General features: G+C 69.1%; 25 protein-coding genes and 3 pseudogenes. 21 read left to right on the top strand and 7 right to left on the bottom strand.

Features of this window, described 5'->3' with window-relative positions; all coding sequences use genetic code 11:
- The 3 genes from ABT186_RS43550 to ABT186_RS43540 form a co-directional block, all read left to right on the top strand.
- Positions 1 to 1,034 (top strand): glycosyltransferase family protein (locus ABT186_RS43550; RefSeq protein ID WP_351929877.1); only part of this gene is annotated, 1,034 nt, incomplete at its 5' end.
- Positions 1,031 to 1,585 (top strand): glycosyltransferase, encoded by a 555-nt coding sequence (locus tag ABT186_RS43545; RefSeq protein WP_351929875.1) that lies wholly within the window; start codon positions 1,031 to 1,033, stop codon positions 1,583 to 1,585. The genes ABT186_RS43550 and ABT186_RS43545, both read left to right, overlap by 4 nt.
- Before the next feature lie 82 nt (positions 1,586 to 1,667).
- The gene (locus ABT186_RS43540) at positions 1,668 to 2,129 is read left to right on the top strand and encodes a methyltransferase family protein (RefSeq protein ID WP_351236883.1); all 462 of its coding nucleotides are present in this window, start codon (positions 1,668 to 1,670) and stop codon (positions 2,127 to 2,129) included.
- Positions 2,130 to 2,768: 639 nt separating this feature from the next.
- Here ABT186_RS43540 and ABT186_RS43535 read toward each other — a convergent pair.
- Positions 2,769 to 2,903 (bottom strand): annotated as a pseudogene (locus ABT186_RS43535) (dihydrofolate reductase family protein); the annotation flags it as partial.
- Between the two features lie 135 nt (positions 2,904 to 3,038).
- On the opposite strand from ABT186_RS43535, the gene ABT186_RS43530 reads away from it, so the two are divergent.
- The 3 genes from ABT186_RS43530 to ABT186_RS43520 all read left to right on the top strand — a co-directional run bounded on the left by ABT186_RS43530 (position 3,039) and on the right by ABT186_RS43520 (position 4,732).
- Positions 3,039 to 3,470, top strand: a complete 432-nt coding sequence (locus ABT186_RS43530; protein ID WP_351236885.1) for a hypothetical protein — start codon at positions 3,039 to 3,041, stop codon at positions 3,468 to 3,470.
- Between the two features lie 201 nt (positions 3,471 to 3,671).
- A complete protein-coding gene (locus ABT186_RS43525) occupies positions 3,672 to 4,103 on the top strand; it encodes a TnsA-like heteromeric transposase endonuclease subunit (RefSeq protein WP_351929873.1) in 432 nt (143 codons plus the stop codon).
- Between the two features lie 380 nt (positions 4,104 to 4,483).
- Complete coding sequence (locus ABT186_RS43520; RefSeq protein WP_351929871.1) at positions 4,484 to 4,732, top strand: hypothetical protein; 249 nt, start codon at positions 4,484 to 4,486, stop codon at positions 4,730 to 4,732.
- 79 nt (positions 4,733 to 4,811) lie between these two features.
- Here the strand turns inward: ABT186_RS43520 and ABT186_RS43515 are convergent, their stop codons facing one another.
- Positions 4,812 to 5,225 carry a MarR family winged helix-turn-helix transcriptional regulator gene (locus ABT186_RS43515; RefSeq protein WP_351236900.1) on the bottom strand — a complete coding sequence of 138 codons (414 nt, stop codon included), beginning with the start codon at positions 5,223 to 5,225 and terminating at the stop codon, positions 4,812 to 4,814.
- Positions 5,226 to 5,374: 149 nt separating this feature from the next.
- Here ABT186_RS43515 and ABT186_RS43510 point away from each other — a divergent pair, with 149 nt between their 5' ends.
- The 3 genes from ABT186_RS43510 (at position 5,375) to ABT186_RS43500 (ending at position 7,823) form a co-directional block, all read left to right on the top strand.
- The gene (locus tag ABT186_RS43510) at positions 5,375 to 6,406 is read left to right on the top strand and encodes an aldo/keto reductase (RefSeq protein ID WP_351929870.1); all 1,032 of its coding nucleotides are present in this window, start codon (positions 5,375 to 5,377) and stop codon (positions 6,404 to 6,406) included.
- On the top strand, positions 6,397 to 6,543 hold the full coding sequence (locus ABT186_RS43505) for a hypothetical protein (protein WP_351236892.1): 147 nt from the start codon (positions 6,397 to 6,399) through the stop codon (positions 6,541 to 6,543). The genes ABT186_RS43510 and ABT186_RS43505 overlap by 10 nt, the downstream gene beginning before the upstream one ends.
- A gap of 158 nt (positions 6,544 to 6,701) precedes the next feature.
- The gene (locus ABT186_RS43500) at positions 6,702 to 7,823 is read left to right on the top strand and encodes a Gfo/Idh/MocA family protein (RefSeq protein ID WP_351929868.1); all 1,122 of its coding nucleotides are present in this window, start codon (positions 6,702 to 6,704) and stop codon (positions 7,821 to 7,823) included.
- Between the two features lie 261 nt (positions 7,824 to 8,084).
- On the opposite strand, the pseudogene ABT186_RS43495 reads toward ABT186_RS43500, so the two are convergent.
- Positions 8,085 to 8,799: pseudogene (locus ABT186_RS43495) on the bottom strand (M24 family metallopeptidase).
- A 65-nt stretch (positions 8,800 to 8,864) separates the two neighbouring features.
- Between ABT186_RS43495 and ABT186_RS43490 the strand changes: the two are divergent.
- A complete protein-coding gene (locus ABT186_RS43490) occupies positions 8,865 to 9,155 on the top strand; it encodes a helix-turn-helix domain-containing protein (RefSeq protein WP_351236896.1) in 291 nt (96 codons plus the stop codon).
- 66 nt (positions 9,156 to 9,221) lie between these two features.
- On the opposite strand, the gene ABT186_RS43485 is transcribed toward ABT186_RS43490, so the two are convergent.
- Together ABT186_RS43485 and ABT186_RS43480 are read right to left on the bottom strand one after the other, a co-directional pair.
- Positions 9,222 to 12,563 (bottom strand): tetratricopeptide repeat protein, encoded by a 3,342-nt coding sequence (locus tag ABT186_RS43485; protein WP_351929866.1) that lies wholly within the window; start codon positions 12,561 to 12,563, stop codon positions 9,222 to 9,224.
- A gap of 5 nt (positions 12,564 to 12,568) precedes the next feature.
- The gene (locus tag ABT186_RS43480; RefSeq protein WP_351929865.1) at positions 12,569 to 12,871 is read right to left on the bottom strand and encodes a hypothetical protein; all 303 of its coding nucleotides are present in this window, start codon (positions 12,869 to 12,871) and stop codon (positions 12,569 to 12,571) included.
- A gap of 371 nt (positions 12,872 to 13,242) precedes the next feature.
- On the opposite strand from ABT186_RS43480, the gene ABT186_RS43475 reads away from it, so the two are divergent.
- From ABT186_RS43475 to ABT186_RS43440, 8 genes are all read left to right on the top strand, one after another.
- Positions 13,243 to 13,827 carry a site-specific integrase gene (locus ABT186_RS43475; protein ID WP_351231167.1) on the top strand — a complete coding sequence of 195 codons (585 nt, stop codon included), beginning with the start codon at positions 13,243 to 13,245 and terminating at the stop codon, positions 13,825 to 13,827.
- A 45-nt stretch (positions 13,828 to 13,872) separates the two neighbouring features.
- Positions 13,873 to 14,301 (top strand): VOC family protein, encoded by a 429-nt coding sequence (locus tag ABT186_RS43470; RefSeq protein WP_351231165.1) that lies wholly within the window; start codon positions 13,873 to 13,875, stop codon positions 14,299 to 14,301.
- A gap of 55 nt (positions 14,302 to 14,356) precedes the next feature.
- On the top strand, positions 14,357 to 14,677 hold the full coding sequence (locus ABT186_RS43465; protein WP_351231163.1) for a hypothetical protein: 321 nt from the start codon (positions 14,357 to 14,359) through the stop codon (positions 14,675 to 14,677).
- 182 nt (positions 14,678 to 14,859) lie between these two features.
- Positions 14,860 to 16,305, top strand: a complete 1,446-nt coding sequence (locus ABT186_RS43460; protein ID WP_351929864.1) for an NF041680 family putative transposase — start codon at positions 14,860 to 14,862, stop codon at positions 16,303 to 16,305.
- A 251-nt stretch (positions 16,306 to 16,556) separates the two neighbouring features.
- On the top strand, positions 16,557 to 17,372 hold the full coding sequence (locus tag ABT186_RS43455) for a class I SAM-dependent methyltransferase (RefSeq protein WP_351929881.1): 816 nt from the start codon (positions 16,557 to 16,559) through the stop codon (positions 17,370 to 17,372).
- A 170-nt stretch (positions 17,373 to 17,542) separates the two neighbouring features.
- A complete protein-coding gene (locus ABT186_RS43450; RefSeq protein ID WP_351929862.1) occupies positions 17,543 to 17,851 on the top strand; it encodes a hypothetical protein in 309 nt (102 codons plus the stop codon).
- Between the two features lie 89 nt (positions 17,852 to 17,940).
- Positions 17,941 to 18,780, top strand: a complete 840-nt coding sequence (locus tag ABT186_RS43445; RefSeq protein WP_351929879.1) for a group II intron maturase-specific domain-containing protein — start codon at positions 17,941 to 17,943, stop codon at positions 18,778 to 18,780.
- A gap of 310 nt (positions 18,781 to 19,090) precedes the next feature.
- Positions 19,091 to 19,510 (top strand): transposase, encoded by a 420-nt coding sequence (locus ABT186_RS43440; protein ID WP_351929860.1) that lies wholly within the window; start codon positions 19,091 to 19,093, stop codon positions 19,508 to 19,510.
- An 8-nt stretch (positions 19,511 to 19,518) separates the two neighbouring features.
- Here the strand turns inward: ABT186_RS43440 and ABT186_RS43435 are convergent, their stop codons facing one another.
- Entirely contained in the window at positions 19,519 to 19,647 is a 129-nt protein-coding gene (locus tag ABT186_RS43435) for a hypothetical protein (RefSeq protein ID WP_351231155.1), read from the bottom strand.
- Positions 19,648 to 19,652: 5 nt separating this feature from the next.
- Between ABT186_RS43435 and ABT186_RS43430 the strand changes: the two genes are divergently transcribed.
- The 3 genes and pseudogenes from ABT186_RS43430 to ABT186_RS43420 form a co-directional block, all read left to right on the top strand.
- Positions 19,653 to 20,237 (top strand): DinB family protein, encoded by a 585-nt coding sequence (locus ABT186_RS43430; protein WP_351929858.1) that lies wholly within the window; start codon positions 19,653 to 19,655, stop codon positions 20,235 to 20,237.
- A gap of 33 nt (positions 20,238 to 20,270) precedes the next feature.
- On the top strand, positions 20,271 to 20,642 hold the full coding sequence (locus ABT186_RS43425) for a transposase (RefSeq protein WP_351231151.1): 372 nt from the start codon (positions 20,271 to 20,273) through the stop codon (positions 20,640 to 20,642).
- Positions 20,643 to 20,702: 60 nt separating this feature from the next.
- Positions 20,703 to 20,891, top strand: a pseudogene (locus ABT186_RS43420) (amino acid deaminase/aldolase); the annotation flags it as partial.
- A gap of 19 nt (positions 20,892 to 20,910) precedes the next feature.
- On the opposite strand, the gene ABT186_RS43415 reads toward ABT186_RS43420, so the two are convergent.
- A partial coding sequence (locus ABT186_RS43415; protein WP_351929856.1) for a hypothetical protein occupies positions 20,911 to 21,748 on the bottom strand: 838 nt, incomplete at its 5' end.

The following is a 21,748-nucleotide window of genomic DNA, read 5'->3' as shown; positions in this document are numbered from 1 at the left end:
CGGCGCGCTCCGGGGCAGCCTCCCCCACACGGGCGGCGGCAGCCTCGATCCTCGGATCGTCCGGCGGCATGGTCATGCGCCTCCTCCCGTGGATGACCTCGGACCCGGCGCGGGCCGGCCGCCGGGCTGCTGGGCGTGGAGCGGCGGCGCGGCTGCCGACGGGGGCCGTGAGCAACGGTGCGCTCCCGGATGCGGTCCCGGAACTTGGCGGCCATCTTGACGGCGGCCTCGATCAGGTGACGGGTCTCCTCCACCGCGGCGACATCGGTCGCCTGCTCCTGGTCCCGGTCGGCCATCCGGGTCACACGCCCGGCGCGGATCTCGCCCCGGTCGCGCCTCAAGCGCGGCCGCGGGCCGACAGGCACGGCAACGATGTGCGGCAGGAATCGGGAGCCCAGACGGCGCGAACGCCGGACCGCGTGGACATCGCGCATGTGCTGGAGATCCACCGGGCGCTGCGCGAGCGCGGAGCCGAGGTCCGGGTGGCCACCCACGGTGGGGTGCACGAACGCCTGCTGGCCAATGCGGACATCGATAACGACCTGGTCGGCCCCCGGATGAGCCCGCAGCGCAGCGTGGCATTCGTCCGGTCGGCGATGGGCCAGGGGCCAGTGAACCAGAGCATGTACACCGATGAGGAGCTGCGCGCGTACGCGCTCGCCGAGGCAGACTACTTCCGCGCCAACGGCGTCACGGTCGCGGTCACCGGCTTCAGCCTGACCGCGCTACTGTCCACCCGGCTGGCCGGGGCCAGGCTGGTGACGGAGCACGCAGGCAGTTGGGTCCCGCCGGTGTTCGAGCGCGGCCTGCTGCCCACACCGTCCAGCCTGCCTCGCATGCCGCGTGTGCCGGAGCCCGCGGCACGCTGGGTGACCGCCCGCGCGCTGCCCCGGCTGCGGTTCTACTGCGCCGGCTTTCAACCAGGTCGCCGACCAGTTGGGGGGCGAACGGGTACCGAGCATGCCGGCGCCGGCGCTTGGCGACCTCACGCTGGTGCCGGAGGTCCCCGAGGTCGTGGGCATCCCCGCTGGTGATCTCACTGCTTGGCGCCCCCCGGCATCGGGGCTGCCGGCCGAGCACCAGGCTGCGCTACACAGGACCGATCCATGCCCGGCTGAACCTCCCGATCCCACCACGAGTGCAGCGGTTCCTCGACGCGCTCGGACCGGTGGCCTACGTGGCGCTCACCTCCACCCCACCCGAACTGGTCCGCCGTGTCGTGCGCGCGCTGGCCGGACTCGGCGCCCGCATCCTGGTCGCCGGCACCGTGCACGAGTTGGACGACCTGGCGAGCAACCAAGTGATGGTCGACGCGGTGCTGCCCAGTCACCTGGTCATGCCTCGGGTCGACCTGGCCGTGGTCACCGCCGGCCATGGCGGCCTGCAGACCGCCATGGCCAGCGGAGTCCCCGCGATCGGCATCCCGCTGCATCTGGAACGGGATCTCAACGTGGCACTGCTGGAACGACTCGGAGCCGCCCGCTGCCTCGCACCCCGCAGGGTCGGCCCCCCGCTGGCCACGCTCGCCCAGCAGATGCTCGACGGGCGCCCGCCGTGCCGCCAACCGGGTGCGCGGGCTCTATGACGCGGTCGACGGGACCGGCGACGCCGCCGAGGCCATCATGGAGCTGGCCGCCCACCAGACGCCCAGCCGGAGGCAGTGACCCATGAAACCCGACGCGCCGAAATACCGGGTCTGGCCTCCCATCGCGCTCGGCGTGCCGCTGGTGGCCGGGTTTGCCCTCACCACAGCTGTCGGTGACCCGGTCACTCTGTCGACCGCCGTTCGCCCGGTTGGCTGGGTGCTGGCTGTCGCGTTCGCCCTGTGGAACGGCTGGGCGCTGGTCTTGATGGCGCGGACTCGCACCGCGCTGCTGCCGGGCGACACGACGACCCGGTTGCTGGCCAACGGGCCATTCCGGGTATCCCGCAACCCGCTGTACCTCGGGCTCATCGCGCTGGACATCGGCATCGCGCTGCTCTGGCCGTCGTTCTGGGCGCTGGCGCTGGTCCCGGCCGGTGTCCTCACGCTGGCCTGGGGCGCGATCGGGCCCGAGGAGCGCTACCTGCGGGCGAGGTTCGGCGCGGAGTACGAGGAGTATGCCCGCCGAGTCCGGCGTTGGCTGTGACAAGGCACCGGCGAGGGGGTACTCGCCGTTGATCATCTCGGCATTGTCGGACTGCTCGCCCAGGTGCTTGCACACCTCGTTGGCCCGGCTTGCCCACTTCCTTCCACACGTTGGGGAACTGGAACTTCCCGTCCTCGTCCTTGAAGCTGAACTGCTCGCTGAGGACCGGCTTCGCCGCCTTGCCCAGAGTGAGGTCCGAGGCCGCCTTGCCCAGGCTGGAGTTCGGATTGATGGTGGCCCTGCCATCCTGGGCAATGGTCCGGCCGGCGGCCATCATCTGCTGCGCAGCCTGCCGGTGCGCCTCCTTCGAGGTGCGCAGGACCAACCGCGCCAGCTCCAGTCCGGGTATGGCACGGAACGGCTCGTAGATCGGGTAGGTCGGGGTCGTTCGGGCGGCCGGTTTGGCGCGTGGCGGCGGTTGCGGGTCGAGAGCCTCACGGTTCGCCCAGGCCACGAAGTCCTCTCGCCGCGGCCATCACTGTGGGCGATCTAGAACATTCGCCATGCGCACGTCGGATGATTTTTCGTGCTTCTACCGCCACAGCCACGTCAACAGCGCTTTGCGGGACGCCCCGATGTAAATCACCGCAAACCGCTCGATCTCCTCCGCCAGGCCGCCGCAGGCCAGGGCGGGCATGGGACACCGACCTCTCGTATCTCGTCGGTGACGAAGCGAAAGACTTCCTCGTCGGGCGCCGTCCAGTCGAAGTCGCCGTCCGGCCCGACGACGCAGCCGCCAAGTGAGACGCTCATCGAACACGTCACCCTGCGCATCAGAAGTCCTCCTGGGTAACGGGTTCGATGAGAAACGCTCAACCTACGCTGCGACAGATCAGATGCAATCCCCATCGAGGTGGCACACGTATATAGACGTGTAAGTAGCCTCTTCAACTAGATGGAGGCAGCAGAATGCGCAAGAGTCTTATGGCCGCTACTGCGGTGGCTCCCGTAATGGCCCTCGGCATCGCGGCAGGCCCCGCTATGGCTGATCCGTCACCTCCGACGCCTCCGCCCGCAATCACCGCGACCATGTCGCCTCCCCCGCCGCCGGTCAATACGCCGCAGGCTCCACCCGTTGTGACACCTTCACCGGCGGTAAGCAGTACCTCCGGCGGAAACATGATCACGAACAACAACATTGTGATCAACAACAACGGGCACTTCAATGGCGATCTTCGTGGCGGGCTGGACAACGGACGGGGCTTCGACAACGGCTTCGGTTTCGGGTTCCGGCTGCACCACCACCGGCACCACCGACACCAGCATTGCGAGGTGTTCCGTATCAGCAACCACCGCATCGTGATTATCTGCACGAACCACAATCACAATTTCGTGTGGTGATGAAGGCTGAGGGCGAAGAGTCGCGGGCTCCTCGCCCTCAGCCGCGCCAAGGTACGGTCTTCGCGCCCTTGATGGACGCGGGACCGACCCCGGAGACCAACATCCTCCCCGGGCCGGGCGCCGGAAAGCGGGTGAGGGCGGATCGGGCGCGGGATTCGACGCGGTCTTCCTCGGCCCCCTCGGGCAGGCGGTCCAGCAGTGATGGGCGGACGCGGCCCCGGCTGTGGCCTTCGAGGACCTGCCGCCCGTCTCCGCGTTCCCGGCGATGCCTGGGCGGCGTGGGGGCCGGGCCTGTGGTGGCCGGCCACGACCGGACGGCACGTAGCCGCCGGATCCAACGCCATGCGCATCCAGCTGACAGCCCTGGACCGCAACTCGCGCGTGGTCGGGATGGCCGGACGGCCGGTACGGCTGCTGAGGCACAACCGCCGCGGACAGGTACGGTCCTGGGTGCCCCAGCTCTCCGCCCGCTACACCGACGGCACCGCCCTGCTCGCCGACTGCCCCAGCCACCCCGACGCCAGCGGCGAACGCACCCTCCACGCCGCCGAAACCGTGACGCAGGCGTGCGCGCACCACGGCTGGACCTGTCAGCGCCTCACCCCGCTCCACGACATCCCGCCGCCAACCTGAAATGGCCGACCGGCTACCGCCATCCCCGCAACGCCGGCCACCCCGGACTGATGCCCGCCGCCCTCAAAGCGTTCACGCGGGCACGACCGCTGACCGAAGACGCTGAAGAGGCCGGTGACCCGATCGCAGTCCCACCCGCCGTCTTCCACGCCCTGCGGAACAGTGTCCGGGCGACATCTGGGACGCCTGGTGAACGCGGCGCGGCGGGATGCCGGGCCCGTGGTCAGGGCCGGGGCGCACGTCCGGTTCCGCGGCGTGAAGTAGCAGGTGGTCGCCCTGCCGGGGCAGGACATCCACCTCGCCGGCCCGGACGGCGGCAGTGAGGCCGTGCTCGCCGGGCACCAGTTCGCCGACCCCGGTTTCACCGTCACCGGGCCGACGTGTCCCAGGCGACCCCGCAGTGGGGGCAGTTCGAGACCGCCCCCGCCGCGGCGCGCGAGAAGGCGCTGGCCTGGCAGCGGCACAGGGACGCACCCGGCACCGGCCACGGCCGCTCGGAGATCCGCCGTATCAAGGCCGCCACCGTGAACAGCCCCCTCTTCCCGGGAGCCCGCCAGGCCGTCCAGACCAAGCACCGTCGAACCACCCGCAACCCTCGCCTCCCCCTCGTACTCCTCGGCCTCGGGTGATCACAAACCGGACGTCATACGACTACGCCGAAGCCCTGCCTGGTCCGGGAGTGCTGGGTTCATAGAAATGTTCCGGCGGCTACAGCCGGCGGAGCACGGAGCTCAGTGTCTCGATCTCCTGCGCGGAGAGCCTGTCGGTGAAGTGGCGGCGTACCGCGGCGTCCAGGGCGGGGCGCACGGTGGTGATGGCCTGGCGTCCGGTGTCGGTGAGGGTGACGGTGACACCGTCGGCGCGTTCGCGGGTGACGAGTCCGCGCTTGCCCATGCGGGTGAGCTGGTGGGAGATGCGTGTGCGGTCCCAGCCAAGCGACGCGGCGAGCTCGCTCTGGCGTAGGGCGCCTCCCGCCTTGTTGAGGTTGACGAGGATCGTCAGGTCCGGCTCGGACAGGCCCGCTGCCTCGGCGGTGTCCGCGATCACGCGAGCTCGGACAATCTCGTGGGCGCGCTTGAAGGCGGACCAGAGGTCGACGGGCTCCGGTGCAGCGTCGCCCATGGGCTCGTCCGGCTCGGCAGTCACGCCACCTGGTGTTGACATATCAACGCGCCTCTTCCTAGTGTTGAAATATCAACACTAGCAGGCGGCTGCTCCTTCGCCAGTCCCCGTCGGCCGCGCCCACCTCTCTCGCCCCCACAGAAGGATCCATGCAAACCCGACCCCTTGGAACCGGCGGCCCGCAGGTCGCCCCTCTCGCGCTGGGCTGCGCCGGCATGTCCGACCACATAGCCCCCGCCGACGAGGCTGACGCCATCGCCACCATCCACACGGCCCTCGCCGCCGGCGTCACCCTCCTCGACACCGCCGACTTCTACGGCATGGGCCACAACGAGGACCTCATCCGCCGCGCCCTCCGCGCCGACGATCGCGAAAAGGTGCTCCTGAGCGTCAAGTTCGGCGGTCTGCGCGGCCCCGACGGAGCCTTCGTCGGCATCGAGGGCCGTCCCGCCCACGTCAAGAACGCGCTCGCCTACTCGCTGCGCCGCCTCGGCACCGACCACGTCGACATCTACCGCCCCTCGCGCCTTGCCCCCGACACCCCGATCGAGGACACGATCGGCGCCATCTCCGAGCTGGTCCAGGCCGGATACGTGCGCCACATCGGACTCTCCGAAGTAGGGCCGGAGACCATCCGCCGTGCCCACGCCGTGCACCCGATCTGCGATGTACAGATCGAATACTCCCTGTTCAGCCGTGATCCCGAGACCAACGGCATCCTGGACACCTGCCGCGAGCTGGGGATCGGCGTCACCGCTTACGGGGTCCTCGCACACGGCCTGCTCACCGGCACGTACCAACAACCCGCCGGAGGTGACCCGCGGGCCCACTGGCTGCCCCGCTTCCGCCCCGACAACCTCGCCACGAACCTCACCGTCGCCGACCGGCTGCGGCCGCTCGCCGACGCACGCGGCATCAGCGTCGCGCAACTCGCCACCGCCTGGGTCATCGCCCAGAGCCGCGAGCGCGGCACCATCGTGGCCATCCTGGGCACCCGCCGACCGCACCGCGTCGAGGAAGCCCTGGCCGCGGCCGACGTCACCCTGACCGACGCGGACCTCCGCACGATCGACGAGGCCATCCCCGCCGGCGCGGTGGCTGGAACCCGGTACGCCGCACCCCTCATGGCTCTGCTGGACAGCGAGCGCGGCGCGAAGCCATCTGCAAGCACATGGAACTGACCGCCGATGGCCAGGAAGACTTCGCGGCTTCCACCGACATGGTCTCCGTCAGCATGCTCGGTGAACCGAGCCAGAAGTTCCGCGGCACCTACAGCATCACCGTGTCGTACAGGCCCATCCGCGGCGTCACGCGCTGACCCCGCACCCACCGGGCGTGAATCTCCTACGCCGGCGCCTGCTGGGCACGTGGCCCGTCCTCTCGTGACGGGGCCCTGTGGTTGGTCACTCCCCTATCCGGTCCCTGGCCACTGCGAGGGACGTCGGTGCCATCTACACAAAGAACAGGCTGCGAATCATGAACACATCTGAGTCACTCCTCGCCGAGCTGGCCCGGTCCGAGAAGCCGATCGGAGTAGGGATCATCGGACTCGGGGCGCACGGGAGCTGGGCCGAGCGCTCTCACCTGCCGGCCCTGCGCGCCGTCCCGGGTTACGAACTGAGGGCCCTGAGCACGAGTTCGAAACAGTCGGCGGAGCGCTCCGGACAGAAGCACGGCGTGTCCCGCACCTTCGGGACGGCGGCCGAACTGGCTGCCTGCGACGAGGTGGACCTCGTGGTCGTGGCGGTGAAGGTGCCGCACCACCGGGAACTGGTGCAGACGGCGCTGCGCGCCGGCAAGAGCGTGCTGTGCGAGTGGCCGCTGGGCAACGGGCTCGCCGAGGCCGAGGACATGGCGCAGCAAGCGCGCAGCCGCGCTGTGCCGACCGTCGTCGGGCTCCAGGCGCGGTCGCACCCGGCCCTCGCCTACGCACGCGATCTCGTGGCCGACGGCTACGTGGGGGAAGTGCTGTCCACGACGGTCGTCGGCTCCGGCGGTGCCTGGGGTGCCACCGTCGGCCCCGGCGATCGCTACGTGCTCGACGCCGCCAACGGCGCGACACTGCGGACCATTCCCTTCAGCCACACCCTCGACGGACTCGCGTCCGTCCTGGGAGAGCCCGAGGAACTGCGGATCCAACTGGCGTCGCGGCGTACGTCGGCCGTGGACTCCGAGAGCGGACAGCCCGTGCCCATGACCGCTGCGGATCAGGTGGTGGCCTCGGGACGGCTGCCGGGTGGCGCGGTAGCCACCTTCCACTACCGTGGAGGCATGGCCCGGGGGACCAATTTCCGCTGGGAGATCAACGGCACGGAGGGCGACCTCGTCCTCACGGCCCCGATCGGCCATCCCCAGCTCAGCCCAATCACCCTCGAAGGCGGCCGCGGAAGGTCCACCGGACTCACTCCCATGCCGGTGCCCCAATCGTACGATCGCGTCCCCCAACTGCACCCCCGAGCCGACGCGCCGGCCTATGCAGTTGCCCATGCCTACCGGCAGTTCCTGGACGACCTGCGCAAGGGCACGTCAGGCGCACCCGATTTCACGCACGGCGCCGCCCGGCACCGCAGCATCGAATCCGTCATCACGACAGCCTGACCGAACGTGCCGGCCTCGGCCACCTACCAGCCAACTGCCACACGAAACCGAAGCATCGCCCGTACCCAAGACATCCGCCCTGATGCACGCCTTCGCCACCAACCCCTGCAGCGCCTTCCAACTCATCGTCAGCGACCGCGCCAACCCACCGACCAGTGGCGCTCAGACTGCCTCCGGCACTGCCGGCAACGACAGAGCAAAGCCCTCATCTCCCCAACCATGAGCCTGACAGCCCCCGTTCGGATGCGGTCACGTACCCGGTCAGGCAGCCCCCGCCCAGGCTTTGCGGGCCAGCAGTTGAACCTCCTGAAACCGCCACCGCCCGGTGAGCTGAGGCCCGCGAACCACCCGGGCCACCTCAGCCAACCCCGGCCTACGCAGCATCGCAGCGAGGCGGTCCGGCGACCACCGACAGGCCGGCGCAACTGCGTGATCGAAGACCTGCGCCAGGTGAAATGGATCACCGCCGACAGAAAAGCCGACCAGGACGTGGCCGCCAGCTGCCAGCACACGGCGGAACTCCCCCAAGACGACAGGGAGTTCCTGCGGCAGAGCCCGGACGAAGCACCAACCATCGAGAGCGCGCTGGGTGGCGTTGATCAGGTCCACGTCGGCGGGCCGGGGGGTGCCGACGATGAAGCCCATGGCGGCGCCGCCGGTCCAGCCGTCGAGCTCCGCGCCGCAGTCGATGCTGACCAGGTCGCCGTCGCGCAGGCGGTAGCCGGTCGGGATGCCGTGGCTTACGGCGTCGTTGACCGAGGTGCAGATCACCGCCGGGATGGGCGGGGGCGGAGAAGGGCCGGTAGCCGAGGAAGGGTGAGCGGGCCCTGCTGAGGACGGTGCGGGCCGGTTGGTCCAGTTCCTGCAGGGACACCCCGACGCCTGCCGTTTCCCGGACAGCGGCCAGGGCGTGGGCCACGACGCGCCCGGCTTCCCTCATCGCGTCCAGCGCTGCGTCGGTCTTGATCTCCACCATGTCCTGCGACTCCCTGCCTCACGCGCGCCATCCAATTCTTATACCGGTATTAGTTTCACGGGCATGTGAGGACTCCTTTGACTCCGTGGGAACAACAGCGGGGAGAGCGGTTCGGCGCACTGCTGCGTCGTGCGCGCGGCGACCGCAGCATGGTGGAGGTCGCCGCAGCGGCGGGGGTGTCGGCGGAGACACTGCCCAAGATCGAGGCCGGCCGGGCGCCGACTCCGGGCGGTTGCGGCGGATGCAAGCCGGTCGCGGTCGTCGCGGCGGAAGGGCGCACCTCGGTCATGCGCGACCTCCGGTCGGTAACCGTCGAGGGAGGCCGCCATGCGATGTCTGGCGGCCGTCTGCGCTGATGATCTGATGGGGTGTCGCCGTTACTGGACCGGCTGAGCCGAGCCCACCCAGCGTGGGTACCGAGCTCAGCTGCCCCGTACCGTGGCCAGGTTGTCGCGCACCACTGTGGTCAATGGGTGGTCCTCGCCCAGGAGCCGCCGGCAATCGGTGAGCGTCCGTTCGAACAGCGGGACGGCCTGGCCGGGATCTCCCACTGATAGATAGGCGGCGGCGAGGTTGTTGCGGGATGCCAGAGTGTGGGGGTGGTCCTCGCCAAACTCCCGCACGCGATCCGTGAGGGTCTGCCGGTAGAGCAGGATGGCCCGCTCCGGATCCCCAGCGGACCGGTAGGTGGCGGCGAGCGTGCTCAGTGCCTGGTTCTCGCGGAAGCCGTCGCCGAGTTCCCGGTAGGCGGTGGCGGCCTGGGTGTGGGCGTCGATGGCTTCGTCGAACCTGTGTAACTGCCGCAGGGCCAGGCCGAGGTTGGTCAGCGTCGCGCCCTCGCTGTGGCGGTCGCCGAGTTCCCGGTAGGCAGTGGCGGCCTGGGTGTGGGCTTCCACGGCCTCGTCGAACCTGCGCACCCCGTGCAGGGCCGTGCCGAGGTTGGTCAACGCCCCAGCCTCGCCGTGGCGGTCGTCCAGTTCCCGGTGGATGGTGGCGGCCTGGGTGTGGGTTTCGACGGCCTCGTCGAACCTGCGCATGCCCGCCAGCGCCAGGCCCAGGTTGCTCAACGCCATGGCCTCGCCGTGACGGTCGCACAGATCCCGGCAGATGGCCAGGCCCTGGGTGGCGGCGTCAATGGCCTCCTGGAACCTGCCCACCTCCTGCAGGGCCAGGCCGAGGTTGTTCAATTCCATGCCCTGGCTGTGGCGGTCGCCGAGCTCCCGGAAGGTGGCGACGGCCTGGGTGTGGGTTTCGACGGCCTCGTCGAACCTGTACCCCTCCCGAAGGGCCAAACCGAGGTTGCCCAGCGTCGCGCCCTCGCTGTGGCGGTCGCCGAGCTCCCGGAAGGTGGCGACGGCCTGGGTGAGCACATCGATGGCCTGGGCGAACCTGCGCAGTTCCCCAAGGACTGCACCCAGGTTTGTCAACGCCGTGCCATGGCTGTGGCGGTCGCCGAGCTCCCAGTAGAGTGTGGCGGCCTGGGTGTGGGCGTCGACGGCCTCCCCGAACCTACGCAGGCCGGCCAGCGCCAGGCCCAGATTGTTCAACGCTTTGCTCTCACTGTGGCGGTCGTGCAGTTCCCGGTGGATGGTGGCGGCCCGGGTGTGGGCGTCGACGGCCTCGTCGAACCTGCGCATGCCCGCCAGCGCCAGGCCCAGGTTGCTCAACGCCGTGCCCTCGCTGTGGCGGTCGCCGAGCTCCCTGAAGGCGGTGGCGGTTTGGTTGTGGATGTCGACGGCCTCGTCGAACCTGCGCACCTCAGCCAGAACCCGGCCAAGGTTGTGCAATGCCGCAACCTCTCGGTGGCGGTCCTCGAGATCCCGGCCGATGGCGGCGGCCTGGGCGAACACGTCGATGGCCTCGTCGAACCTGCGCAGTTTCTCCAGGGTCGTGCCGAGGTTGTTCAAAGCCGCAGCCTCCCCGCGGCGGTTGCCGAGCTCCCGGCAGATGGTGGCAGCCTGGGTGAGCATGTCGATGGCCTCGTCGAAGCGGCGTACATTGGCCAGCGTCACGCCCAGGTTGTTCAACGAACCGGCTTCATCCCGGCGATTGCCCACTTCGCGGTGGATGGCTGTGGCGTGGGTGAGCACATCGATGGCCTCGTCGAACCTGCGCAGTTTCTCCAGGGTCGTGCCGAGGTTGTTCAAAGCCGCAGCCTCCCCGCGGCGGTTGCCGAGCTCCTGGCAGATGCCGGCAGCCTGGGTGAGCATGTCGATGGCCTCGTCGGACCTGCGTACCTGCTGCAGGGCCGCGCCGAGGTTGGTCAACGCCGTTCCCTCGCAGCAGCGGTCGCCGAGCTCCCGGCAGGCGGCCAAGGCTGTGGTGTTGACGGTGATCGAGTCGTCGAAGTGGCGACGGTAGTCAAGGAACCGGGCGAGGGCGAAGGCGAGCGACGTGCTGGCCTTGGGGTGGCCCAGGGACGCGGCTGCGGTGACGGTGGCAACCAGGTTGAGGCGTTCGTCGTCCAGCCAAGCCAAAGCCTGCCGCCGGTCGGAAAAGCGCCGTGAGGCGTTTGCGGGTTGGGACTTGAGGTGGCTGTCGGCGGCCCGCGCGATGCTCCGGTAGTGGTCCAAGAGACGCAGCAGCGCGGTATCGCGCTGGTCGGCTTCGGCGTGGGCATGTCCCCGTTCGTCGGCATAGAGACGGATCAGGTCGTGCAGTCGCCAACGACCCCACGTGTGCCCGGCCTCGACCAGGTGGGCTCGGGCCAGGTCCGCCAGGAGCGTTTCGGTTTCGGTCTCGTCCAGCCCGGCCAGGTGGGCAGCGGATTCGGTGGAGACATCGGGGCCGGCGTTGAGCGGCAGCAGGCGGAACAGGCGGGCATGCTGCTCCTCCAGGCACTGGTATGACAGGTCGAAGGTGGCGCGCACCGCGCGGTCCTCACGGCGCAGCCGGTTCAGCCGAGTGTGCTCGGCCTGCAGGGCCTGGGCCAGGGAGGCCAGGGGGCGGGTGGAGGTTTCGAAGAGCAGGGCCGCAGCGATGCGCAGGGCCAGTGGCAGACCAGCGCACAGATGGGCGATGGTTGCGGCGTCCTCGGGGGCGTCCTCAACGCGGGTGTCGGTGGTGTCGCGGGCGTGCTGAATGGCTTGACGGAGCAGCTCGATCGAGGCCGCGGGCTCCAGGATGTCCAGGTCGTACAGGCGGGCGCCGACATCCAGGGTGTGGCGGGAGGTGAGCAGAGTCGCGGTGGTGCCGTCGGTGGGCAGCAGCGGGCGGACCTGTTCGGCGGAGGAGGCGTTGTCGATGACGATCAGAATCCGCCGGCCCTCCTCGGCGAGGGCCGCGAGCACGCTGCGGTAGAGCCGGCTGCGGTCCTGCGACTCGGCGGGGATGTCCTCGGCGCGTATGCCCAGCGCGCGAAGCAGCCTGTCCAGGGCGCTTTCGGCGGACATGCGCCGTTCGTTGTCGTAGCCGAACAGGTCGATGAACAGGATCCCGCCCGGGAACCAGCCGGGCTGCTGCCTAGCCCGCTCGGCGGTCTGCACCGCCAGTTCGGTCTTGCCGACCCCGGGCAGTCCCGCCACCGCCACCAGTGCCGGCTCCCCCGGGCCCTGAGCGGGGTCCAGCGCCGTGAGCAGCTCCTTCAGCTGCTCATCGCGGCCTGTGAAGGTGGGGGAACGGTCGGGCAGACCGGACAGCGCTCGGTCGATCGTGTGGGGCAGTTGCACGGTGATGTCCCGGCCCTGGATCACCGCCTGGAAGAAGACCCCGTCGCTGATCCGGTTTGACACCGGCCCATCCGACTCGCGGTGCGCGTCGCCCATCTCGGTCACCTCGGGGCCACCCCCGCCTCGGGGGCTGCCGGGAGCGGAGGCGACGTGGTGAAGAGGATCCCGGAGAAGTTCCTGCCCTGCACCGTCAGCCCGTGGAAGGAGCCACCGCTGATGGTGTTGTGCACCTCGCCGTCGGTGCACATCAGCTTTGCTCCCTCGTACCACTGCCCCAGCCCCGTGCGGAAGTCCACCTCCATGGCGGCCCGCAACGCCAACGCCTCACTCGGCGCCTGCGCCAGAGCCGGATCGTCAGGGGCCTGCTCCAGCTCCGCCAACTCCTGCTCCCCGGAACCCGCCACGGAATCACCGGCGGAGCCTTGCCCGCGGACGAACGGGCGCCGCACCAGGACACCGGCACCACCCACGCCTGCCATCCGATCTCGCCGCCGGCGCCACCCGCCAACGCTGCCAACAATCCCGCCAAGACCGGATCCCACCCCACCCGTTGCATCTCTCCATGCGTACGCCAGGAGTGGACACGCTACAGAAACCCGGCCTCACCCGACGGCAAAACGGACAACTCCCCTCTGGGAACCCCACCAGGGTGAGCAATAGTCCCCGAGTTCCGCGCTCGTCCGTAGCTCCCTGGCGCCGCTGGGAGTGACTGGACCTGGGCCTGTTCCCTTTTCCGGGTGACCGCAGGCCGTTCTGACCCGACTTCGTCCGGAGTGTGCAAGCCTCATCCCTGTCGGGTTTCCTTCTTGCCAAACCGTCGACCCGCACCGGCCGGGCGGGCGCGCTGGCGGTGTTCTTCCAGTTCCTTGAGCTGCGGCACAAGGTCGAGCTGCACAACCTCACCGGACGTGTGGTTGAGTGCCCTCTGGACGAGATGAACCGGCCGCGGGCCCGGGTGGAACCGCAGCTGCCGATCCGGCCCGGCGAAGCGGAGATCGAGGAGCTGTTCGCCGGGTGGCGGGAGGAGCTGGTGTCCTGTCGCAAGTTCGGCCCGGCCGCCCGCAACTACGCGGTCGCCCGACTGGCGGCCGACGTGGGTCTGCGGATCAACGAGGCACGGATACTCGACCTGGACGACGTCCGGTGGGAATTGGGCCGGTTCGGCAAGCTCAATGTCCGGCACGGCAGGGGCTCCCGGCGGCGCGGGCCGAAGCCGCGGCTGGTGCCACTGATCAACGGAGCCGACCGCAACCTGCAGTGGTTCATTGAAGACATGTGGGGCCACTTCGAAGCCGACCACACCAGGCCGGGAGCCCCGCTGTTCCCCTCCGAGCGCGGACCTCGACCCGCACGGCGATGAAACCCCGGGATCTCGGTGACCAGCACGCGCCACTACAGTGGACCGATGTCATCGATCAAGAAGTTCCAAGTCACCTTCGACTGCGCAGAACCTGAGCGCCTCGCTCGTTTCTGGTGCGAGGTGCTGGGGTATGTCGTGCCGCCGCCACCGGAGGGGTTTGCCACTTGGGACGATTTCAAGCGCTCGCAGCCACCTGAGCAGCGGGATTCATGGTTCGCCTGCATAGATCCCTCAGGTGTGGGCCCGCGACTGTACTTCCAGCGCGTCCCCGAAGGCAAGGCCGCCAAGAACCGGCTGCATCTTGACGTGCGGGTCGGCACTGGACTCGTGGGTGAAGAGCGCCTCGCCGCACTTGAGGCCGAATGCGCACGACTGGTCCCGCTCGGCGCGGTACACGTGCAAACGTTGTATGACGGCAATGATTCGTGCATCCCGATGCAGGACATCGAGGGCAACGAGTTCTGTATCGACTGAGCTTGTTCTTTAACCTCTGATGCTTCTCAGGGCCAGCCACATGTACGGTGCCGTGGTGACAGATGGGCTGTACCCACGGCTGGCGGATGCGTTCCCGGCACTTGCTACCGAGATCGCTGAACTGCTGCGTGCTGAGGGTGAACCGTTGGCCGAGGTGGTCGCTGACCTGCCCTACTACGGCCCGTGCACCTGTACCGCAACTTGCATCAACCTGCTGACTGCGCCGCCCGGTTCGTCGGGTTCCTCGGTGATCCAACTCGAACGCGATGGCATGGACATCATCTGGCTGAGCTTGAATCCCTCCCGGACCACTATCACCGACATTGAAGTCCTGGACGGACGCGATCTCGGCCCAAACGCCCAGCGATCTGGTTGACCACGTCACTTCCGCTGTCCCCCGGTCACCCAAGCGGCCCCGGGGGCTGATCACATGATGGCCTCGAACACCGGCCCGAACGTGATCGCCCGTACGGGGATTCACGGGACGTGAACACGGCCTTCGTCTGATCCTGTGCTCCGACCAAAAAGGCACTTGACCAGCACGAAGGCCGTGGGGGAATGAGTTTGCTGCAGCATGACGTCCGGCGGGCGGCGTTCGCGGTGGCGTCACACTTCCGGGACGACTTCTTCGACTGCCTGACCGCGCGTGGGGACACGCTGTTCGAGCTGACCGACGCGTTGTTGTGCTCGGACGGACCGGTGACCACGCCGGTGGACCTGACGATGACGGCCGAGCACCGGCGCGGGCACGGCGCCATGTACGACGCGCTGAACAGCGGGAACGTCGACGTGCCGCGGCTGCGGCAGGTGCTGGCTGGGCTGCCGCAGCCCGAGGCCGCCGACGGGCGCCTGGTCCTGGCGGTGGACGTCACCCACTGGCTCCGGCCCGACGCACCGACCAGCGCGAACCGCCTGTTCTGTCACGTCTACGGCCGCAGCAGCCGGTCCTCGGACCAGTTCGTGCCCGGCTCGCCCTACTCGTTCGTTGCCGCGCTGGAGTCGGGCCGGACCTCGTGGTGCCAGATCCTGGACGCGCTGCGGCTGGGGCCAGCCGACGACGTAGCCGAGGTCACCGCGGCCCAGGTCCGCCGCGTGGTCGAGGACCTGATCGAGATGGGGCGGTGGCAGCAGGGCGACCGCGACATCCTGATCGTCTTGGACGCCGGCTACGACGCCCCGCGCATGGCCTATCTGCTGGAAGGACTGCCGGTGGAGGTTCTCGGTCGAATGCGCACGGACCGCGTCATGCGCAAGCCCGTACCGGTCCCCTGGGTCTCGCCGCCGCAGGGCGGACGGCCACCCAAGCACGGCAAGGAGTTCCGCTTCGCCAAGCCCGAGACCTGGGGCGAGCCCGATGCTGCGACCGTTCAGGTCACCCACCGCTATGGCACCGCTCGCGTGATGGCCTGGGACCGCATCCATCCACGGCTGACCACCCGCTCCGCGTGGATTGACCACACCGGGGAACTCCCGCTCATCGAGGGCACGTTGATCCGCCTGGAAGTCGAGCGCCTGCCTGGCGGCCACAATCCGCTGCCCGTCTGGCTGTGGTCGTCAGCCACCGGCATGGCGAGCGAAGACGTCGACCTGCGCTGGCAGGCATTCCTGCGCAGATTCGACCTCGAGCACACCTTCCGGATGATCAAGCAGACACTCGGCTGGACCCGCCCCAAGCTTCGCGCCCCCGAGGCGGCGGATCGGTGGACCTGGCTGGTCATCGCGGCCCACACTCAACTCCGCCTCACCCGGCCGCTGGCCGCTGACCTCCGCCGCCCCTGGGAGAAGCCGGCCGAGCCCGGCCGGCTCACCCCCGCCCGGGTCCGCCGGGGGTTCAGGAACCTCCGCCCCAACTTGCCCTGCCCGACCCGTGCACCGAAACCCAACCGACCCGGCCCCGGCCGACCACCCGGCTCGAAGAACCGACGCCCCGCCACCCGCTACGACGTGGGCAAAACGGACAGGCGGCCCGGGACCATTGCCGAACGTGACCAGGTCAGACCATAAAGAACAAGCTGAGTACCTGTATCTGATCTGGGACCGGTGACAAGCTGGTGGACGACTCGTTGAGCCGACATGATCGATGGTGTGACGGATCTAGATGATCGATTCCAAGGGGTTCAGTGGTCGTAGGCGGTCAGTGCGCGCATGACCGGCTGGCCGGGCATGAACCTGGCTCCATTCATCAGGCCCCCTTGGAATCGATCATCTAGGCTGATGCGGTGACTGATGAGCAGGAGCGGGTGCAGCCGTCGGGAGTGTGGGCCACGGCGGTGGGGGTGGCCAGGGTGCGGGCGCTGGAGACCGAGCGGGAGAACGCGCTGTTCCGCGACCCACTGGCACAGGCCTTCGCCACCGCCGGCGGCCTGGGGCCCTCCTCGCCGCCGCTGCCCGGTGACGAGGCCGCGCGACGCCGCCGGCTGGGCGTGGCGTTCTCCATCGTCATCAGGACGAAGTTCCTCGACGACCTGTTGCAGCAGGCCTCCGCGTCCGGGGTCCGGCAGGTCGTGCTGCTCGGCGCCGGCATGGACAGTCGGGCCTTCCGGATGGACTGGCCCGTGGGCACCCGGCTGTTCGAGGTCGACACCGCCGCGCCACTGGACTTCAAGGCTTCGGTGCTGCGCCAGGAGCGGGCCGTCGCACGCTGCGAGCGGATCACCGTCGCGGTGGATCTGCGTGAGGACTGGCCAGGCGCGCTGGCTGCCGCAGGGCACGACCCGGCGGTGCCGACCGTGTGGATCGCCGAAGGACTGCTGATCTATCTGCCCGAGGACGCGGTGGAGCTGCTGCTGGCCCGGATCAGCGCGCAGTCGGCGGCAGGCAGTCGGATGGGGCTGACGTTGGGCTCGCGCGGCGTGATCGAGCGCTTCAGCGCGGACGCCGTGCCGGGATCGGCGGCGTCCATGTGGGTCTCGGAGATGCCCGACGACCCGGTGGGCTGGCTGGCAGGGCACGGCTGGGAGGCCGCCAGCCATACCCTGCGCGAGTGCGCTGCCGCCTACGGCCGCCCGATCAGCACCCCGCCGCAGCGCGAGGAGCGGCCCGGCGGACTGATCTCGGCGGTCCGCCGGTAGAACGCCTCCCGGTTCCCTGGATGATCGATTCCAAGGGGGCCTGATGAGTGGAGCCAGGTTCATGCGCGGCCAGCCGGTCATGCGCGCACTGACCGCCTACGACCACTGAACCCCTTGGAATCGATCATCTGGAGGCTGACGACAAATCGCCGGTTCGAACGGCTCCTCAGTTGAGTGAACCCCTTGTCCTGGGCTATGACGCCGGGGACGTGCACCGCACCGGGGCATTCACGAACCTGGTCGCCCGGGCCGCAGAGGCATACCGGATCTCTCTGCACTATGCGGACGACGACCCTGACGCGGCCGGGGAGGCGATGACTCACGCATTGGGTGCCGTTGCGCGGGGGTTTGCCGCCGCGACCTTGGAGACTCTGGCTCAGGGCGAAGTGCTGGCGCTGAGCATCGAGAAGAAATTGCATCTGGACGAGCTGATCGTCGAACTCGACCTGGAGACCTCGGAAATCCTCAACGGCGCGTGATGCGGCATCGCGGTGCGGGCCGGTGCGGGTCGAGGAGATGACGCTGTCCGTGAGGACGATCAGTCCCGTGAGGCTTCTCGGGAAGCGAGCTGGCCAGTGCGGCGGTTCCTGAAATCCGGGGTCATGACGACCTCCGGCGACCGGGAGGAGACGCTGACCGCACCTCGCATGGCGGGATTCTCTCCCCTCTGCTGGCCAACATCGCACTGTCCGCGCTGGACGAGCACTTCGCCCGGCAGTGGCAGCAGGAGATGGGCAGCTACAAGCGGCGGGTCAAGCGCAGGAAGCGCGGACTGGGCAACTGGCGGCTGATCCGTTTCGCGGACGACTTCTTACTGATGGTCTCCGGGCAATGCCGCCATGCCGAGGGGCTGCGCGAGGAGGTGGCCGGCGTACTCGCCCCATTGGGGCTGCGACTGGCACCGGAGAAGACCCAAGTGGTCCATATCGATGAGGGCTTCGACTTTCTCGGCTTCCACATCCGCAGGCAGCGGAAACCAGGAACGCAGAAGCACTACGTCTACACCAAGCCGTCCAAGAAGGCCATCCAGTCGATCAAGGACAAGGTGAAAGACAGAACACGCAGATCGGACCTGCACAGGGACGTGGACGAGCTGCTGGCCGGCCTCAACCGCACCCTGCGCGGGTGGGCGAACTACTTCCGGCACGGGGTGTCGAAGGCGGTATTCAGCACGGTCGATGACCACGCGTGGCATCGCATCGTCCGCTGGATCTTCCACAAGCACTCTCGTCTCAGCAGGAGGGAACCACGCCGCCGGTTCTGCCGACCAGGCAGTTGGAAGCTCATCTGCGACGGGGTCGAGTTCACCGGCGCATCCAGCGTCAAAGTGATCCGCTACCGCTACCGCGGCAGTAACATCCCGACTCCGTGGACACAACGACCGGCAGCCGCCAACACAAGCGGCTGACCAGCGGCCAAGGCACGTGGAGCGCCCGTTGCGTGGAAACACGCACGGCGGGTGCGGCGGGCGGCTCGGGGAAACGGGCTGGTCGCAAGGCCAATACCGCGCCCCGGCCCGACCCAACCCGATCCTGCTGGCTTATGCCGTGCCCAGCGGGGCTGGCGGCTCGTTGGTCAGGACGGCAGCGGCCGTCTTGGCGTTCCCGGTCGCGGGTGGGGTGTGGAATGTCGATGCAGCCGAGGCCGTGGCCGACGGTGCCTGATCTGACCGCGCAGGTGGCGCGGGCGGTGGCGCACGGGGCCCGTACCCGTTGGCGATGCGGGTCCGTGACGAACTGGGCGAGTTGTTCGCGGACGCCGAGTTCGCCGAGGCGTTAGGAGGCAGACGGCTGCCAGGCTGGTCACCGGGCCAGCTCGTGCTGGTGACGGTGTTGCAGTTCGCCGAGAACCTCACCGATCGGGCGGCGGCGCATCGGGGGCGGTACGGCATGGACCTGAAATACGCGCTCGGCCTGGAGCTGTATGATCCCGGGTTCGACGCCTCGGTGCTGTCCGAGTTCCGCACACGGCGGGTCGAGCACTGGATGGAGGAGAAGGCGCTCGACCTGCTACTGACCGCGCTCAAGGACCGGGGCCTGGTGAAGGCGGGAGGCAAGCAGCGCACTGGTGCCCTTCGACTGCGGCCGTCGCCTCGGCGAGTGCAACCCGGCCGCCCTCCAGTTGGGAAACGTATTTAGAGGTTGTCTCACGTGGCAAGTTTCGCGAGCTTCTTGTAGCAGGTCAGGGCGGCGGCCATGGCCAGGCCTCGGAGGTGCCAGTCGTTGCGGACCACGTACGGGATCTTGAGACCACGAGCAGCCCATGGCAGGCTCATGCCGCATGATCGATGAATTCGCGAAGGACAACCTGCACGGGAGACTGCGGCTGGACCGCAAGGCGCTGCTCTGGAAACTCGACGGCTTGTCCGAATACGACGCCCGGCGACCTTTGACAGCGACCGGGACCAACCTCCTCGGCCTGGTCAAACACGTGGCCACCGTCGAGGCCAGGTACTTCGGCGAGGTCTTCGACCGCCCTTCCCCGGAACCGCTTCCCCGGTGGCAGGACTCCAACGGCAGCGATCTGTGGGCGACCGAGGACGAGACCCGCGATCAGATCATCGGGTTCTACCGGCGCACGTGGGAACACTCGGACGCGACGGTCAACGAGCTTCCCCTCGACGCCCCCGGCCACGTGCCGTGGTGGCCGGAGCCTTATTCCAACACGAACCTGTTCGCCGTCATGGTCCATGTCCTCGGCGAGTCCATCCGGCATGCCGGGCACGCCGATATCCTGCGCGAGGGCCTCGACGGCCGGACCGGGTTGCGCGCCGAACACGAGAAGCAGATCGACGAGGAAGCCCGTGCAGCCTACTGCGCGAAGATCGAGCAGGCCGCCAGGTCGGCCGCACCGATCAAGGCTTAGAGGTTGTCTCACGTGACTTGATGTTCGTGCGGCATGATGCCGGTCGTGGGTGCTGATCTATCGAAGCGTCTGGTTCCTGATGAACTCTGGGAGCCGGCCGCCCCGTTGCTGCCGTCGTTCGCCGCTCGTCGGCAAGGTGGTGGGACCGCTCCGTGTGACGAGCGGGCCGTGTTCACGGCAGTGGTGTACGCGCTGACCAGCGGCTGTGCCTGGCGGCATCTGCCGCCGACGTTCGGCACGTCGCCCGCCGCCGCGCATCGCCGCTTCACGGTTTGGACCGAGACCGGCCTGTGGCGTCGGCTGCACCGGGCGGTGCTGGACGAACTCGGGGCCCGGGGCGAGGTGGACTGGACCTCGGCGATCGTCGACGCGGCCTCCGTTCGCGCCAAAAGGGGGGATCGCTGACCGGGCCGAACCCGGTCGATCGCGGCAAGAAGGGCAGCAAGCTGCACGTGCTGTCCGATGCCCAGGGCATCGCAGACGCCGCTGCTGGGCTCGCCCGCCGACGACCTCCTCATCGGCGACAAGGTGTGGTTCCGGCACGCCAAGGCGGGCGAGCTGTGCGAACGGTTCGACACGCTCCATCTGATCGAGGGCGACGAGGTCACAGCGACCGTGCCGACGTACCGCGGCGAGGGCCGGACGTTCCTGTGATGGCCGAGCGGCGCCACGGTCAGGCGCTGGTGCCGCTGCCGAGGCGCTCGATGCCATCAGTGATCCACTGCATGTCCGTCACGGACGGGCCCGTGCTGTTGTCGTCGAAGCCGAAGCCGAGCAGCAGATAGCGGTCCTGGTCCCGCGGCGAGGGGAACACCGCCGCTTCCACGACGGCGCCGGGCCCCTTGCCCGTGCTGACCTTCCAGCGGATGAAGTACCCCTGCCGGCCCGCGACCGTCACAGCCCCTGCGGCGGTCCGGCGATGTCCGGTGATGCCGCCGTAGTCCTTCCGGCCGCTCGTGTTGGTACCGTACGTGCTCTGCGCGACCTCGCCGATCTCGACTTGTGCCAGCTCCTTGAGGGTCAGGCCGCCAGGATGGGCGATGACCCGCGTGTACGCCCCGCCGGGCAGGCAGTAGTCGGCGGGCACCGCCGGGCAGTGGTACACGGTGCCGTACCCGAGGCCCGCGCCGGTCTTGGTGGAAGTGCCCCGCCAGCCGCGCAGCACGGGGACGTGAAGGCCGTTGACCGTGTCGTCGACGTGTCCGGTGACGGCCGGGCGCTGCCCCGGGGGCCGGCTCCCGCCACTGTGGCGGTCCTCGCCCGCGGATCCGGAAGGGCTCGGCTGGGCGCGGTGCGACGCCGACGGGCTCGGTGCGTGCCGGTCAGGGGAGGCAGACCCGTGGGCCGACGGTGCCTTGCGTCCGCCGTCGCCGCCAGTCAGCACCACCGCCGCCGTGACACCCCCGGCGACCAGCACGAGGGCGCCGGCTATGAGGCCCACGACCAGGCCGCGGCGCCGCTTGCCCCCGCCGGGCGGCTGCGGCGCCTGCACATGCTCGGTCCAGGTCGTG

The sequence above is a fragment of the Streptomyces sp. NPDC001634 genome (assembly GCF_040298185.1).
In the GTDB taxonomy this organism is placed as follows: Bacteria; Actinomycetota; Actinomycetes; order Streptomycetales; family Streptomycetaceae; genus Streptomyces.
The sequence above is the reverse complement of the archived record's forward strand: the minus strand, read 5'-3'. Positions and strand labels throughout refer to the sequence as shown.

What these genes read in the sequence shown, in the direction of transcription:
- ABT186_RS43440 (WP_351929860.1), top strand. Translation starts at nt 19,091, where the DNA reads ATGCGGGTCCGTGACGAACTGGGCGAGTTGTTCGCGGACGCCGAGTTC.
- ABT186_RS43515 (WP_351236900.1), bottom strand. Translation starts at nt 5,225, where the DNA reads ATGGGCGACGCTGCACCGGAGCCCGTCGACCTCTGGTCCGCCTTCAAG.
- ABT186_RS43525 (WP_351929873.1), top strand. Translation starts at nt 3,672, where the DNA reads ATGGGCGGACGCGGCCCCGGCTGTGGCCTTCGAGGACCTGCCGCCCGT.
- ABT186_RS43430 (WP_351929858.1), top strand. Translation starts at nt 19,653, where the DNA reads ATGATCGATGAATTCGCGAAGGACAACCTGCACGGGAGACTGCGGCTG.
- ABT186_RS43425 (WP_351231151.1), top strand. Translation starts at nt 20,271, where the DNA reads ATGATGCCGGTCGTGGGTGCTGATCTATCGAAGCGTCTGGTTCCTGAT.
- ABT186_RS43470 (WP_351231165.1), top strand. Translation starts at nt 13,873, where the DNA reads ATGTCATCGATCAAGAAGTTCCAAGTCACCTTCGACTGCGCAGAACCT.
- ABT186_RS43460 (WP_351929864.1), top strand. Translation starts at nt 14,860, where the DNA reads ATGAGTTTGCTGCAGCATGACGTCCGGCGGGCGGCGTTCGCGGTGGCG.
- ABT186_RS43530 (WP_351236885.1), top strand. Translation starts at nt 3,039, where the DNA reads ATGCGCAAGAGTCTTATGGCCGCTACTGCGGTGGCTCCCGTAATGGCC.
- ABT186_RS43435 (WP_351231155.1), bottom strand. Translation starts at nt 19,647, where the DNA reads ATGAGCCTGCCATGGGCTGCTCGTGGTCTCAAGATCCCGTACGTGGTC.
- ABT186_RS43510 (WP_351929870.1), top strand. Translation starts at nt 5,375, where the DNA reads ATGCAAACCCGACCCCTTGGAACCGGCGGCCCGCAGGTCGCCCCTCTC.
- ABT186_RS43485 (WP_351929866.1), bottom strand. Translation starts at nt 12,563, where the DNA reads ATGGGCGACGCGCACCGCGAGTCGGATGGGCCGGTGTCAAACCGGATC.
- ABT186_RS43500 (WP_351929868.1), top strand. Translation starts at nt 6,702, where the DNA reads ATGAACACATCTGAGTCACTCCTCGCCGAGCTGGCCCGGTCCGAGAAG.
- ABT186_RS43540 (WP_351236883.1), top strand. Translation starts at nt 1,668, where the DNA reads ATGAAACCCGACGCGCCGAAATACCGGGTCTGGCCTCCCATCGCGCTC.
- ABT186_RS43505 (WP_351236892.1), top strand. Translation starts at nt 6,397, where the DNA reads ATGGAACTGACCGCCGATGGCCAGGAAGACTTCGCGGCTTCCACCGAC.